Origin of the sequence: Hymenobacter cheonanensis, assembly GCF_030581075.1 — a bacterium.
In the GTDB taxonomy this organism is placed as follows: Bacteria; Bacteroidota; Bacteroidia; order Cytophagales; family Hymenobacteraceae; genus Hymenobacter.
Window position 1 is genome coordinate 52,769 of sequence record NZ_JAUQSW010000009.1, and the last position, 13,943, is coordinate 66,711.

Genomic DNA, 13,943 nt, shown 5'->3' on the forward strand with positions numbered 1-13,943 from the left:
ATGAAGATTACCGCCGCCATCACCGGAGTCGGAGGCTACGTGCCCGACTACGTGCTCACCAACCAGGAGCTTACAACCCTGGTCGATACCACCGACGAATGGATTACGACGCGCACCGGCATCAAGGAGCGCCGCCTTCTGAAGGGTAAGGACCAGGGCAGCTCCGTGATGGGCATCAAGGCGGTGCAGCAGCTGCTGGAAAAAACCAATACTCGCCCCGAGGAGGTAGACTTGCTCATTTGCGCCACCGTGACGCCCGACATGCTGTTTCCAGCTACGGCCAATATTATTTCGGCCGGCTGCGGTATTACCAAGGCGTTCAGCTATGATATGAACGCGGCGTGCTCGAGCTTTCTGTATGCCCTAGCCACGGGTGCGCAGTTCATCCAGAGCGGGCTGCACAAGAAGGTAGTTATCGTGGGCGCCGATAAAATGTCGGCCATCGTGGACTACACCGACCGCGCCAACTGCATTCTTTTCGGCGACGGCGCGGCGGCGGTTATGCTGGAGCCCAGCACCGATGGCTACGGCGTGCTCGACCAGGTGCTGTGCTCGGATGGCAGCGGCGAGCCCTACCTGCACCAGAAAGCCGGCGGCAGCCGCCGCCCGCCCTCGGCCGAAACCGTTGCCAATCGCGAGCATTTTATCTACCAGGAAGGTGCTACGGTCTTCAAATTTGCGGTGAAGAGCATGGCCGACGTGGCTGCCCAGGTGATGGCCCGCCAGCACCTCAGCCACGACGATATTGCCTGGCTGGTGCCCCACCAGGCTAATAAGCGCATTATCGACGCCACTGCCAACCGCATGGGCGTGGGCCCCGACAAGGTGATGCTCAACATTCAGCGCTACGGCAATACTACCAGCGCCACCATCCCGCTGTGCCTGTGGGACTACGAAAAGCAGCTTCACAAGGGCGACAACCTGATTCTGGCCGCTTTCGGGGGCGGTTTTACGTGGGGCGCCATGCACGTAAAATGGGCGTACAACTCTTGAGGAGTTATGAGTTAAAAGTTATGAGCTATGAGTTGATTCGGTCGCTCTGCTCACGGCTTCCCAACTCATAACTCATAACTTAAAACTTACAACTACCTAAAAATGGCAACCACCGCCGACTTCCGCAACGGGCTCGTGTTGATGTACAACAACGACTTGCACGTTATCACTGAATTTCAGCACGTAAAGCCCGGCAAGGGCCCGGCTTTTGTGCGCACCAAGCTACGTAACATCAAGACTGGCCGGGTGCTGGATAACACGTTTAACGCCGGCGTTAAAATAGAGACGGCCCGCGTGGAGCAGCGCCCGCACCAGTACCTGTACAAGGACGACTACGGCTACACGTTCATGGATAACGACACCTTCGAGCAGATTGTGCTGCCCGAGGCGATGGTACCCTTCGCCGACCTCATGAAGGAAGGCCAGGCCGTGACCATCCTCATGCACGCCGAAACCGAGCAGCCCCTCACCGCCGAGCTGCCCACCACCGTCGACCTCGTAGTGACTTACACCGAGCCCGGCCTGCGCGGCGACACCGCCACCAACACCCTTAAGCCCGCTACCGTAGAAACCGGCGCCCGCATTCAGGTGCCGCTGTTTATTGACACGGACACCAAGATTCGCATCAAAACCAGCGACTACTCTTACGTAGAGCGCGTTAAGTAGTCCTAAGCTATTGGCTATTAGCTGCTAGCCGTTAGCTTTCGGCTCAAGAAAAAGCTAACGGCTAGTAGACAAGAGTTATCCGCTTAAGAATATGTCGAAAGAATCCTCCAAAAACCCGCCCAAAAAGGACGCCGCCATGAAAGCCAAAGAACTCCAGGAACTGCTCGACTTCATTGCCAAGTCGGGCCTCAATAAGGTTAATATTGAAACCGAAGAGTTTAAGATTTCGGTGCAGCGCGAGCCTTCTACCAAGCAGGTGGTGAGCATGAGCGCCGCGCCGCTGGCCGCCCCCGCGCCGCCGCCCGTGGCTGCCCCAGCCGCTAGCCCGGCCCCGGCCCCCAGCGCGCCACAAGCCGCTGCCCCCGCCGCCAGCACCAGCCAAACGGCCCTGAAATCGCCGATGATTGGCACCTTCTACCGCAGCAGCGGCCCCGATTCGCCGGTTTTCGTGCAGGTAGGCGATATGGTCGAGAAAGGCCAGGTTATCTGCATTATCGAGGCTATGAAGCTCTTCAATGAGATTGAGGCCGAGCAGGCCGGCCGCATCGTAAAAGTGTTGGTAGAGAACGCTACCCCGGTAGAATACGACCAGCCGCTGTTCCTGATTGAGTAGTCCTTTTTAAGTTATGAAGTATGAGTTAGGAAGTATGAGTTGCTGCGCTGGCAATTCATACTTCCTAACTCATAGCTTTTAACTCATAACTCATAACTTGAAAAACTGTGTTCAATAAAATTCTAATTGCCAACCGGGGCGAAATTGCCCTGCGCGTCATCCGCACCTGCCGCGAGATGGGCATCAAAACGGTGGCCGTGTACTCGACTGCCGACAAGGAAAGCCTGCACGTGCGCTTTGCCGACGAGGCCGTGTGTATTGGCCCGCCCGCCAGCAGCCAAAGCTACCTCAACATCCCGACTCTTATTGCGGCGGCCGAGATTACCAACGCCGACGCCATTCACCCGGGCTACGGCTTCCTGAGCGAAAACGCGGAATTCTCGCGCATTTGCCAGGAAAACGGCATCAAGTTTATCGGGGCTACGCCCGAAATGATAAACCAAATGGGCGACAAGGCCACGGCCAAGGCGACCATGATTAAGGCCGGCGTGCCCGTGGTGCCCGGCTCGGTAGGGCTGCTCGAATCGGTGGAGCAGGGCAAGAAAATTGCCAACGAGATTAAATACCCCGTTATTCTGAAGGCCACGGCCGGCGGCGGCGGGCGCGGTATGCGCATTATCAACTCGGACGACGAATTTCAGAAAGCCTGGGACGATGCCCGCACCGAGTCGAAGGCGGCTTTCGGCAACGACGGCATGTACCTGGAGAAATTTGTGGTGGAGCCCCGCCACATCGAAATCCAGGTAGTAGGCGACCAGTTTGGCCACGTGTGCCATCTTTCGGAGCGCGACTGCTCCATCCAGCGCCGCCACCAGAAGCTCGTGGAAGAGGCTCCTAGCCCCTTTATGACCGACGACCTGCGCGAGCGCATGGGTGCGGCAGCCATCGCCGGCGCCTCGGCCATCGGCTATGAGGGCGTGGGCACCATCGAATTTTTGGTCGATGCTAACCGCGATTTCTACTTCATGGAAATGAATACCCGCATCCAGGTAGAGCACCCGGTAACGGAGGAAATCATTAACTATGACCTCATTAAGGAGCAAATTAAGGTAGCAGCGGGCATCCCGATTTCGGGCAAGAACTACTACCCCAAGATGCACGCCATGGAGTGCCGCATCAACGCCGAAGACCCGCGCAACGGTTTCCGGCCGGCACCGGGGCGCATTACCACGCTGCACATCCCGGGGGGCCATGGCGTGCGCGTCGATACCCACGTGTATGCCGGCTACCAGATTCCGCCCAACTACGACTCCATGATTGCCAAGCTCATCACCGTGGCCCAAACCCGCGAGGAGTGCATCGTAAAAATGAAGCGTGCCCTGAGCGAATTCGTGGTAGAAGGCGTGAAAACGACCATTCCCTTCCACCTTGCTTTGATGGATAGCGAGGATTTCCAGGCCGGTAATTTCACGACCAAGTTCCTGGAGTCGTTCGATTTCTCGGTGGTGTAAGCAGCGCCTTTTAGCAGTTTCTTTGGTCGTGCATCCAAAAATCCTTTTGTGCTTGCTAGGCTCAGCCGTTGCCCTGGGCAGCTGCTCGGCCCCTTGCAACGGCCACATCGAAGCATCGGTGCTTTATTTCAAGCAGGCACCGCAGGGCCAACTGGTTTATGCCGACGTTGTGAACAGCCCAGGCCTCGGCAGCCAGCAAACGCTGATGCGCGACGATAAGGAATACGGCACGTTTCCGCACGTCATTATCATCAACGACCCGGAAATGAAGTTCAAAGGGCGGCGCACAGTTTGCTTTGATGAGTTCGCCAAACAGCCCGCGCCAGCCGATATTGACCTGCGGGAAAAAGACATTCCGCGCATCTCGATTGTCAAATAAAAAACAAACCCCTAGCTGCTGGTGCAGCTAGGGGTTTGTTTTTGGGGTCGAGTTAGGGACAGCGCCTAGCGGCGGCCCATGCCAGGGATGCCGCCCTTCATGCCCCCCATCATTTTGGCCATTTGGGCCATGCCGCCCTTGGTCTGGCTCATTTTATTCATCTGGCGCATCATTTTGCGCATGTCCTCAAATTGCTTCATGAGGGCGTTTACTTGCTGAATATCAGTACCCGAGCCAGCCGCGAGGCGGCGGCGGCGCGAGCCGTTGATGAGGTCGGGCTGGGCGCGCTCCTGCTTGGTCATGCTCTTGATGATGCTTTCCACGGGCTTGAAGGCGTCGTCGTCGATTTCGACATCTTTCATCATCTTCGAGGCGCCCGGAATCATGCCCACGAGGTCCTTGAGGTTGCCCATCTTCTTGATTTGCTCGAGCTGGCCGAGGAAGTCGTTGAAGTCGAACTGGTTTTTGCGAATCTTGGCATTGATGCGCTTGGCCTCATCCTCGTCGAACTGCTGCTGGGCGCGCTCCACGAGCGAGATTACGTCGCCCATGCCCAAGATGCGCTGGGCCATGCGGTCGGGGTAGAAGAGGTCGAGGGCCTCCATTTTCTCGCCCGTCGAGATGAACTTGATGGGCTTCTCGACTACAGCGCGAATCGAGAGCGCCGCGCCGCCGCGGCTGTCGCCGTCGAGCTTGGTGAGCACCACGCCATCAAAATTGAGGCGGTCGTTGAAGGTTTTGGCGGTGTTCACGGCGTCCTGGCCGGTCATCGAGTCCACCACAAACAGCGTTTCGCTAGGGTTGATGGCGCGCTTCACGGCCTCGATTTCGCGCATCATCTGCTCATCCACGGCCAGGCGGCCGGCGGTGTCGATGATGACTACTTTCTTGTTGTTTTTCTTGGCGTAGGCAATGGCATTCTGCGAAATCTCGACCGGGTTTTTGTTTTCCGGCTCCGAGTACACTTCCACGCCAATCTGCTCCCCTAGCACCTTCAGCTGGTCGATAGCAGCGGGGCGGTACACGTCGCAGGCCACCAGCAACACTGTGCGGTTTTGCTTCTTAATAAAGCTAGCCAGCTTGCCGGCAAAAGTGGTTTTGCCCGAGCCTTGCAGGCCCGAGAGCAGCACCACGGCCGGGTCGCCCTTGATGACGATGTCCTGCTTTTCGCCGCCCATGAGCTGCGTCAGCTCATCGTAGACGATTTTGACCATGAGCTGGCCCGGCGAGATGGACGTGAGCACGTCGCGGCCCATCGCCTCATCCTTAATCTTATCGGTTACCTCCTTGGCAACCTTGTAGTTAACGTCGGCATCGACCAGCGCCCGGCGAATTTCCTTCACGGTGCTGGCAACGTTGATTTCGGAGATAGAGCCCTGACCCTTCAGGGTTTTGATGGCTTTATCGAGCTTGGAGGAAAGGTTGTCGAACATAGTAATTATCTGGCAAAAATTTTAGGAAGCGCGGCGCATTTGCTCTTCCAGCGCCAGCACCCGGCGGTGCAGCTCAGCATTGGTGGGCTCTTCGGCTTCGAGCTTGCGCAAGCGCTGGCTCGCGGCGGTGTTTTCTTCAGTAAGCTGCCCTGCCTGGTCGAACGTAGCATCCAGACGCTGGCGAATAGCCGAGGTTTCCCCCGTAAGGTATTCGACCCGGCTTGTTAAAAAATCGACCCGCGTACCCAGGTGGTCAACCCGAGTAGTAAGCCGGCTAAGTTGATTGGTAACCCGCTCAAACCCCTCGTGCATAACAGCCACGACGTTGCTCAGCAGATTGTTAGTTTGCTCCAGGCGCCGGTCCATCTGCTCGAAGCGCTGGTCCATCTGCTCGAAGCGCTGGTCCATTTGCTCGAAGCGCTGGTCCATTTGCTCGAAGCGCTGATTCATTTGCTCGGAGCGCTGGTCGTTGGAGCGCATGTAATCGCCCATTTGCGCCATAAAATCGAGAAACTGGTCGTCGCGCATGAGTTTTAGCGGTTAATTTCCTCTCAAAGGTACGGGGCATCGAATAAGCATTGAAACGTAGTTTTGCAGGCTTTGATTTCCCAACCGCTTCGCCTGCTCGTTATCACCTACTACTGGCCGCCCTCGGGCGGGGCGGGCGTGCAGCGATGCCTCAAATGGGTGAAATATTTGCCGGCGCTAGGGGTCGAGCCCACCGTTATTACCGTGGATGCCGACCAGGCTACCTACCCGGTGCGCGACGAAAGCCTGCTGCGCGAGGTACCGCCGGGGGTGCGCGTCATTCGCACGGCTACCCTGGAGCCGTTTGGCTCTTACCAGAAGCTAACCGGGCGGGCTGTGCCCCACGGCGGCTTTGCCAACGAAGGCACCCCTAGCCTCGCGCAAAAAGCCATGCGCTTCGTGCGGGGCAACCTGTTCATTCCCGACCCGCGCCGGGGCTGGAATGCCTACGCGCTGGCCGCCGTAGAAAAGCTGCTGGCCCAGGGCGAGAAATTCGACGCGGTCCTCACGTCGTCGCCGCCGCACTCGACCCAGCTTATTGGCTTGGAACTGCAAAAAAAGCACGGCCTGCACTGGCTGGCCGACCTACGCGACCCCTGGACCGACATTTATTATACAAAAGACCTGCACCGCACGGCCGCCGCTAGCTGGCTCGATGCGCGCTACGAAAGCCAGGTGCTGCGCCAGGCCGACGCCGTGCTCGTGACCTCGCCCGAAACCGAGCGGCTGTTTCGGCGCAAGCTGCCCGACCTGGCCAAGGGCAAAATAGTGGTGCTGCCTAATGGCTACGATGAGCCTGATTTTCAAGGCATATCGGCGCCGCCGGCCGACTGTCTGCGCCTCACTCACACCGGCACTATCTCGGCGCGCTACCACATCGATAATTTTCTGCGGGCGGTAGCCGACTGCGCCCGGCGCCACCCGGCCGTGCCGCTGCGGCTGCGCTTTGTGGGGCAGGTCGATGCCGGGGTGCGCGCCCAGGTGGCCGCCGCCGGGCTAGCCGAGGCCACGGAATTTATTCCGTTTGTGCCGCACCAGGAATCCGTAGCCTACTTGCTCAGCAGCAGCGTCTTGCTAATGGCCATCCCCGACGTGGCGCTGAATAAAGGGATTTTGCCCGGCAAGGTTTTCGAGTACCTGGCCGCCCGCAAGCCAGTGCTGTGCGTGGGCCCGGCCGGCTCCGACGCCGATGTGGTGCTGCGCGAAACCGGCGCCGGGCTAGCCCTGCCCTACGATAACTATGAGCTGATGCTCAGCACGCTGGAAGAACTGGCGCGGCGCTGGCAGCGCAGCCCCAGCCTCGACCTGCCCGCCAGCCCGGCCGTGGCCCGCTACTCGCGGCGCGGGCAGGCCGCCCGGCTGGCCGAGCTGGTGCGGGCCGCCCGCCAGCTAAAGAAGCCCTAGCCCGCGCCAACGCCTCATGGCGTATTTTCGTGGTTTCAATTCGATAGTAGTTTCATGGCCCTCGACCTCAACGGCAAGTCTTTGCTCATCACCGGTGGCACCGGCTCGTTTGGCAAGCAGTTTGTGCGCACTGTGTTTAAGCTGTACCCTGGGGTGCGGCGGCTCATCGTTTTCTCGCGCGATGAGCTGAAGCAGTACGAGATGAGCCAGGAGTTTCCGCACAGCCAGTACCCGGCCATTCGGTTTTTTATTGGCGATGTGCGCGATGCCCAGCGCCTGCACCGGGCCTGCGAAGGCGTGGACATCATCATCCACGCGGCCGCGCTCAAGCAGGTGCCCGCCGCCGAGTACAACCCGATGGAGTGCATCAAAACCAACATTTTCGGGGCTGAAAACGTGATAAATGCCGCCCTCGACTGCGGTGTGAAGGATGTGGTAGCCCTGAGCACCGACAAGGCAGCGGCGCCCATCAACCTCTACGGCGCCACCAAGCTGTGCTCGGACAAGCTGTTTGTAGCCGCTAATAACATGAAGGGCGCCAGAGACTTGCGCCTCTCGGTGGTGCGCTACGGCAACGTAATCGGCTCGCGCGGGTCGGTGGTGCCGTTCTTCTTGCAGCAGCGGCACACGGGCGTGCTGCCCATCACCCACCCCGACATGACGCGCTTCAACATCTCGCTCGAAGAGGGCGTGGACTTGGTGCTCTACGCGCTGGAGCACTCCTGGGGCGGCGAGATTTTCGTACCCAAAATTCCGTCGTACAAAATCACGGAAGTGGCCCGCGCCATTGGCCCCGACTGCCAGCAGAAAATTGTGGGCATCCGGCCGGGCGAGAAGCTGCACGAGGAAATGATAACCCAGACCGACGCGCTGAGTACCGTAGAGCTTGACCGCTACTACGTTATTCTGCCCACTACCTCAGCCGGTTGGAAAGAGGAAGATTTCATCAAGCACTTCCACGGCAAGCGGGTAGCGCCGGATTTTCACTACGACTCGGCCAACAACAGCGAGTGGCTCAGCGCCGAGCAGATTCGCGAGGAAATCCGTCTGCACGTCGATGCCGGGTTTGAAGCCTAGCCCTTAGCTATCAGATTTTTAGCTCTACTCACTTAGTTTATCAGCTAGCTTGGAAACGTGCCCCTCCCACCCGCTGCCCTACGGCCGCCAGCACATCACCGACGACGACGTGGCGGCGGTGGTAGCCACGCTGCGCTCCGATTTTCTGACGCAGGGGCCGCGCGTGGCCGAGTTTGAAACGCAGTTTGCGGCCTACGTGGGCGCCCGCTACGCCGTGGCCGTAAGCAACGGCACGGCCGCGCTGCACCTGTGCGCGCTGGCGCTAGGGGTGCAGCCGGGCCAGCGCGTCATCACCACGCCCATCACCTTCGCGGCCTCGGCCAACTGCGTGCGCTACTGCGGCGGCGAGGTGCACTTCGCCGATATCGACCCAGCCACGGGACTACTTGATTTACAGAAAGTTCGCCAGCTGCTCGAAGCGCATCCGCGGGGGTATTTCGCAGGGCTCATTCCGGTCGATTTTGCCGGGCTAGCCGTGAATATGGAGGCGGCCCGGACGCTGGCCGACGAGTTTGGCCTCTGGCTAATCGAGGATGCCTGCCACGCGCCGGGCGGCTTTTTTGTGGATAGCCAGGGCGAGAAGCGCTACTGCGGTAGTGGGCAGCTGGCCGAGCTGGCCATTTTCAGCTTCCACCCCGTCAAGCACATTGCTACCGGCGAGGGCGGCATGGTCACCACCAACGACGAGGCGCTCTACCACCGCCTGCGCCGGCTGCGCAGCCACGGCATCGAGCGCGAAGGCCCCGGCCTGCTGCGCCAGGACGAGGGCGGCTGGTACATGGAAATGCAGGAACTGGGCTACAACTACCGCATTTCCGACATCCTGTGCGCGCTGGGCATCAGCCAGTTGGCCCGGGCCGATGCGGGCCTGGCCCGCCGCCGCCAGCTGGCCGCCCAGTACGACGCGGCCTTTGCCGCCGCGCCGGAGGTGACGGTGCTAGCCCCCGGGCAGCCGGGCCACGCCTACCATTTATACGTGGTGCAGGTCGAGAACCGGCGGGGATTGTACGAGTTTTTGCGCACCAAAAATATTCTCGCGCAGGTGCACTACGTGCCCGTGCACCGCATGCCCTACTACGAGAACCTGGGCTGGCGGGCCGGCGACTTCCCGGCCGCTGAGGCCTACTACGCCCGCTGCCTCAGCCTGCCGCTCTACCCCACCCTCACCGATGCCGAGCAGGCCTACGTTATGGAGAGCGTGCGCGAATTTCTGGCCCAACACCCCGCCTAAGCGTGGCTACGGACGCCGCTCCTCCCCTAGCCCTCACGCAGCGCCTGGCCCTGGGCACCGCGCAGTTTGGGCTGGCCTATGGCCTGAATAACCAGACCGGCCAGCCTACTGCCTCGGCCGTGGCTGACGTGCTAGCCGCCGCCCAAGCGGCCGGCCTCACGGTGCTCGACACCGCCGCTGCCTACGGCAACAGCGAGGCGCGGCTAGGCGAGCTGGCGGGCGATAACCCGGCTTTTGAGCTGATAACCAAGCTGCCCGCCGGGCCGCCGGACCAGGTGGCGCAGCACCTGGCCGAGTCGCTAGCCCGGCTGCGGCGCACGCAACTCTACGGCGTGCTATTTCACGCCTTCGGGCCGCTGCAAGCCCAGCCAACGGCGTGGCAGGCGCTGCAAGCGGCGCGGGCGGCCGGGCAGGTGGCGCGCATCGGCGTGTCGCTCTACCACCCGCACGAGGCCGAGTGGCTGCTAACCCGGGGCTGGGAGGTGGACCTCGTGCAGGTGCCCTATAATGTGCTCGACCAGCGCTTTGCGGCAATGCTGCCCCGGCTGGCCGCGCGCGGCGTGGAAGTGCACGTGCGGTCGGCCTTTTTGCAGGGCCTGCTGCTGCGCGAGCCCAACACGCTGCCCGCTTTTTTTCAGCCGCTAGCTCCCAAAATCAAGCGCTTGCGCGCCCTGGTGGCCGAGGCGGGCGTGCCGCTGCCGGCCGCGCTGCTGCTGTTTGCGGCCTATGCGCCAGGCGTGGCGAGGGCAGTTATCGGCGTCGACTCGGTGACCAACCTGCACGAGAACCTGGCCGCCGCGGCCCACCTAGCCGCGGCCGAGCGCCTGCGCCCGGCCCTGGCCGCCCTGGCCGAACTTACCGACACCTTTATCCTTCCCTACGCATGGCCGCCGCGCCCCTGACTGCCGATTTTTATCGCACTATGTTCGACCTCACCGGCCAGACGGTGCTGCTCACCGGGGGCTACGGGCACCTGGGCCAGGCCATTGCGGCGGGCCTGCTGGCCCAGGGCGCACGGGTGGTGGTGCTGGGCCGCCGTCAGCAAGCCTTTACGGCGGCCTTTGGCGAGGGGCACGAGCGCCTGCATTTTGTCTTTTGCGATGTGGCCGAGGTGGCGTCGGTGCAGGCTGCTTTTCGCCAGAGCTTCGACCAGTACGGGGCGCCTAGCGTACTCATCAACAATGCCTTTTACAGCCGGGGCCAGCAGCCCGACGGCCTGCCCGACGCCGATTTTGCCCTCGGCCTCGATGGCTCGGTGGGCACGGCCTACCGCTGCCTGCGCGAGGTGCTGCCCTACCTACGGGTGGCGGGCGGCGGCAAAATCATCAACGTGGCCTCGATGTACGGGGTGGTGGCGCCCGACTTTGGGGCTTACGCCGACGCGCCGCAGTTTCTGAACCCACCGCACTACGGCGCAGGCAAAGCGGCCATGATTCAGCTAACCAAGTACTTCGCTTCTTACCTGGGGCCTGAAAATATTCAGGTAAACTGCGTGTCGCCGGGCGCTTTTCCCTCGGACAGCGTGCGGCAAAACACCGGCTTTGAGGGCGAGCTGCGGCGGCGCATTCCGCTGGGCCGGGTGGGCGAGCCGCAGGACCTGGCCGGTGCCTTCGTGTTCCTAAGCTCGGCGGCCGCCAACTTCGTAACCGGCCACAACTTGGTCGTGGACGGCGGCTGGACTATTCGCTAGGTGGAATCAGGGGTTGAAAGGCATGAATCGGCTCATCAATTCTTAACTTTTAACTCCTGGCTTTTAACTCATAACTCCTTATGGCGTTAGCACTTATTCAGGCCCGGCTAGGGTCGTCGCGGCTGCCGGGCAAGTCGCGGCTGCCGCTGCCGCTGGCCGCCACCGGCGACGCGCTCACAGTTCTGGGCCACGTGGTGCGGCGGGCGCAGCGGGCGGCGGCCGTTACCGAAGTGGTGGTGGCCACCACCACCGCGCCCCTCGATGATGAGCTGGCGGCCCTGGCCACCCGGCTGGGGGTGGGCGTTTTTCGCGGGTCGGAGCCGGATGTGCTGGGGCGTTTTGCGGGCGCCCTGGCCGCCGCTAGCCCCGCCGCTACCGTGGTGCGCCTCACGGCCGACAACCCGGCCATCGACCCCGCGCTGCTGGATGCGGCCGTGGCCCACCACCTGGCTACCGGGGCCGACTATACCCACACCACCGGCCTGCCGCTGGGTACCAATCTGGAGATACTCAGTGCTGCGGCGCTGCGCCGGGCCCACGCCGCAGCCAGCCAGCCCGACGAGCGCGAGCACGTGACGCCCTACCTGCGCCGCCACCCCGAGCTGTTTCGGCTCGAAACGCTGGCGCTGGCCGTGCCGCCCGCCGTGGCTGCCCTGCGCCTCACCGTAGACTACCCGAGCGACTACGCCCTGCTGAGCCTGCTTTTTACGGAGCTGGGTCCCGGTTTTTCGCTGACCGACCCCACCGGGCTGCCCGTCCTGCTGGCCCGCTACCCGTGGCTGGCGGCCATCAACGCGGGTAATGTGCAGCGCTAGCTGCCGCGCATCACCTCTACCCAGCCCCGGTAGCGCTCGCCGGTGGCCTCGTTGCTGAGCTGGTAGTAGTACAGGCCACCGGCCTGCCCGGCCGCGTTCCAGCTATTGTCGTAGCGCGCCTGGTCGTACACCTGCCGCCCCCAGCGGTCGAATACGCTCAGGTGCCAGTCGCTGGGCGTGAGGCCCTTGAGCGCAAAGAACTCATTCTGCAGGTCGCCGTTGGGCGTGATGATGTTGGGAATGGTAACGGCCAGGGGCTGCGTGGGGGGCACGGGGGTAGGCGCGACGGCCGCGGCGTAGGTGTTTGCAAAATTAGGCAGTCCGTTCAAGCCCTGCTTGCCCGCCAGCGTTACGGCCCGGGTTTTATAGTTACAGGCCGTGCCCGTAGCATTGGGGTTATCAATGACGTGCAAGTAAGAGTTGCCATAGGAAACCACATAAATTTTATTATCCGGCCCCAGTACTAAATTTCCTAAACGCTCGGCGCTGGTAATGAGCGTGGCCGAGCTGACAATGGCCGCCGCCGAGCCCGCCAGCAGATTATACTGCGTAATCTGTCCATCAAGCGAATAAGTGGTGTATACTTTACTGTTATCGGGTGAAAACTCTACGCCATACGTGTAGTCGTGCGATGCCAGGCGCACGTAGTTCGAAACACTTCCCGTTGCATTGTCGAAGTCGTACAATTCGCACTGGCTATCGCGCTGAGCCAGGGCCAGATGCCGGCCGTCGGGCGAGGCTTTCATGCAGCCCACGGCGTTGCCGGCGCCAAAGAAGCTGCCGCCCCCCTGGTGAATTGCCCCCACATTGCTGGTTACTGGCGCAGAGCTAACGCCGGCTGAGGAAAATAAAAAGCTGTAGAAAGCATTGGATTGCCAGCCGTGTACCACAATCCAGTAATCGTGGCCATTGGCGTGGCGAACGGCGGCTAGCTTCTCGGTTACCTTGCCTCCTATTGTGGGGGTTGGCAGTATTACGCCTTTGGTAGCGGTAATATCGCCTAGCCCCCCCCGGAGCGAAAAATCCACTACGGAATAGCGCAAGCCGCCTACCAGATTATTCTCAATGGCATCCAGGCAGAACAAATACGCTTTGGTTGGGTCGCCGGGCTTAGGCAGCAGCAACGCTGCCTGCGAAGTAGAATTATTCCCTCCCAGCCCCGCGGTGCCATTAGGCATCATTTGATGCTGACTATCCCAGATGCTTTCGCCATTGCTGTAAGCAAGCAGCTGGCCACTGGCATCTGAGAGCGAAGTGCAGCCCTCGTAAGTAAGCATGGCGCTGGTAGTCAGGGCAACCGGGCCACTACTCGTGAAACGCACGCCGGCGTGGTCGCCAAAGTACCAATTCTGTACCTGTGCCCAGCTCGCAACGGGAGCAACCAGGAATAAAAGAACCCATGCCAGCAACCCTGTAGAGTAAAGTTTCTTCATATAATTTGCTTTGTTGGCAATTGCCCGCTTTAGCTAGCAAAAATAGCCCGATTTCCTTGCTCAAAAACGCCGGGCCGCCTAAGTATTTTGAGTTCTTGCAAACCCCACGGCTTATACTCGTGCCGCGTAACGCTTTGCGACGCTTTCAATACTTTTGCTGAACGTGTCAGCACTTCCTTTCTCTACTTCCGCTCGGGCCTTGCTTTTCAGGGTCGATGCTTCTACCACTA

At 60.9% G+C, this 13,943-nt stretch carries 14 protein-coding genes; 11 read left to right on the forward strand and 3 right to left on the reverse strand.

All coding sequences use genetic code 11. The annotated features are described in order from the left end of the window. The 5 genes from Q5H89_RS16530 (at position 1) to Q5H89_RS16550 (ending at position 4,102) form a co-directional block, all read left to right on the forward strand. Positions 1-993 (forward strand): beta-ketoacyl-ACP synthase III, encoded by a 993-nt coding sequence (locus Q5H89_RS16530; RefSeq protein WP_305020448.1) that lies wholly within the window; start codon positions 1-3, stop codon positions 991-993. A 102-nt stretch (positions 994-1,095) separates the two neighbouring features. After that, positions 1,096-1,659, forward strand: a complete 564-nt coding sequence (gene efp / locus Q5H89_RS16535; RefSeq protein ID WP_305020449.1) for an elongation factor P — start codon at positions 1,096-1,098, stop codon at positions 1,657-1,659. A 136-nt stretch (positions 1,660-1,795) separates the two neighbouring features. Next, positions 1,796-2,272 (forward strand): acetyl-CoA carboxylase biotin carboxyl carrier protein, encoded by a 477-nt coding sequence (gene accB, locus Q5H89_RS16540; RefSeq protein ID WP_305020631.1) that lies wholly within the window; start codon positions 1,796-1,798, stop codon positions 2,270-2,272. Positions 2,273-2,379: 107 nt separating this feature from the next. Continuing rightward, positions 2,380-3,723, forward strand: a complete 1,344-nt coding sequence (gene accC / locus Q5H89_RS16545) for an acetyl-CoA carboxylase biotin carboxylase subunit (protein ID WP_305020450.1) — start codon at positions 2,380-2,382, stop codon at positions 3,721-3,723. 52 nt (positions 3,724-3,775) lie between these two features. Then, positions 3,776-4,102, forward strand: coding sequence for a hypothetical protein (locus Q5H89_RS16550; RefSeq protein ID WP_305020451.1), 327 nt, complete (start codon positions 3,776-3,778; stop codon positions 4,100-4,102). Between the two features lie 65 nt (positions 4,103-4,167). Here Q5H89_RS16550 and ffh read toward each other — a convergent pair whose 3' ends face one another. Further along, positions 4,168-5,535, reverse strand: coding sequence for a signal recognition particle protein (ffh, locus tag Q5H89_RS16555; protein ID WP_305020452.1), 1,368 nt, complete (start codon positions 5,533-5,535; stop codon positions 4,168-4,170). A 21-nt stretch (positions 5,536-5,556) separates the two neighbouring features. Beyond that, entirely contained in the window at positions 5,557-6,063 is a 507-nt protein-coding gene (locus tag Q5H89_RS16560) for a hypothetical protein (protein ID WP_305020453.1), read from the reverse strand. Positions 6,064-6,135: 72 nt separating this feature from the next. Between Q5H89_RS16560 and Q5H89_RS16565 the strand changes: the two genes are divergently transcribed. The 6 genes from Q5H89_RS16565 (at position 6,136) to Q5H89_RS16590 (ending at position 12,280) form a co-directional block, all read left to right on the forward strand. After that, on the forward strand, positions 6,136-7,467 hold the full coding sequence (locus Q5H89_RS16565; RefSeq protein ID WP_305020454.1) for a glycosyltransferase family 4 protein: 1,332 nt from the start codon (positions 6,136-6,138) through the stop codon (positions 7,465-7,467). Between the two features lie 54 nt (positions 7,468-7,521). Then, entirely contained in the window at positions 7,522-8,544 is a 1,023-nt protein-coding gene (pseB, locus tag Q5H89_RS16570) for a UDP-N-acetylglucosamine 4,6-dehydratase (inverting) (RefSeq protein WP_305020455.1), read from the forward strand. 49 nt (positions 8,545-8,593) lie between these two features. Beyond that, positions 8,594-9,775 carry a UDP-4-amino-4,6-dideoxy-N-acetyl-beta-L-altrosamine transaminase gene (gene pseC, locus Q5H89_RS16575; RefSeq protein ID WP_305020456.1) on the forward strand — a complete coding sequence of 394 codons (1,182 nt, stop codon included), beginning with the start codon at positions 8,594-8,596 and terminating at the stop codon, positions 9,773-9,775. A gap of 2 nt (positions 9,776-9,777) precedes the next feature. Next, positions 9,778-10,677 carry an aldo/keto reductase gene (locus tag Q5H89_RS16580; RefSeq protein WP_305020457.1) on the forward strand — a complete coding sequence of 300 codons (900 nt, stop codon included), beginning with the start codon at positions 9,778-9,780 and terminating at the stop codon, positions 10,675-10,677. Beyond that, the gene (locus Q5H89_RS16585; protein ID WP_305020458.1) at positions 10,659-11,465 is read left to right on the forward strand and encodes an SDR family oxidoreductase; all 807 of its coding nucleotides are present in this window, start codon (positions 10,659-10,661) and stop codon (positions 11,463-11,465) included. Before Q5H89_RS16580 ends, Q5H89_RS16585 begins: the two co-directional genes overlap by 19 nt. Before the next feature lie 80 nt (positions 11,466-11,545). Beyond that, entirely contained in the window at positions 11,546-12,280 is a 735-nt protein-coding gene (locus Q5H89_RS16590; protein WP_305020459.1) for a cytidylyltransferase domain-containing protein, read from the forward strand. Here Q5H89_RS16590 and Q5H89_RS16595 read toward each other — a convergent pair. Then, positions 12,277-13,557: a T9SS type B sorting domain-containing protein gene (locus Q5H89_RS16595; RefSeq protein WP_305020460.1), complete on the reverse strand. Its 1,281-nt coding sequence runs from the start codon at positions 13,555-13,557 to the stop codon at positions 12,277-12,279. The two genes, Q5H89_RS16590 and Q5H89_RS16595, sit on opposite strands and share 4 nt — an antisense overlap. Positions 13,558-13,943: the final 386 nt, after the last annotated feature.

Bases quoted from the DNA above. Each gene is read 5' to 3' on its own strand.
- Q5H89_RS16530 (WP_305020448.1), top strand. From the start codon at position 1: ATGAAGATTACCGCCGCCATCACCGGAGTCGGAGGCTACGTGCCCGAC.
- pseB (WP_305020455.1), top strand. From the start codon at position 7,522: ATGGCCCTCGACCTCAACGGCAAGTCTTTGCTCATCACCGGTGGCACC.
- Q5H89_RS16595 (WP_305020460.1), bottom strand. From the start codon at position 13,557: ATGCTTACTTACGAGGGCTGCACTTCGCTCTCAGATGCCAGTGGCCAG.
- Q5H89_RS16590 (WP_305020459.1), top strand. From the start codon at position 11,546: ATGGCGTTAGCACTTATTCAGGCCCGGCTAGGGTCGTCGCGGCTGCCG.
- accB (WP_305020631.1), top strand. From the start codon at position 1,796: ATGAAAGCCAAAGAACTCCAGGAACTGCTCGACTTCATTGCCAAGTCG.
- Q5H89_RS16560 (WP_305020453.1), bottom strand. From the start codon at position 6,063: ATGCGCGACGACCAGTTTCTCGATTTTATGGCGCAAATGGGCGATTAC.
- ffh (WP_305020452.1), bottom strand. From the start codon at position 5,535: ATGTTCGACAACCTTTCCTCCAAGCTCGATAAAGCCATCAAAACCCTG.
- efp (WP_305020449.1), top strand. From the start codon at position 1,096: ATGGCAACCACCGCCGACTTCCGCAACGGGCTCGTGTTGATGTACAAC.
- Q5H89_RS16585 (WP_305020458.1), top strand. From the start codon at position 10,659: ATGGCCGCCGCGCCCCTGACTGCCGATTTTTATCGCACTATGTTCGAC.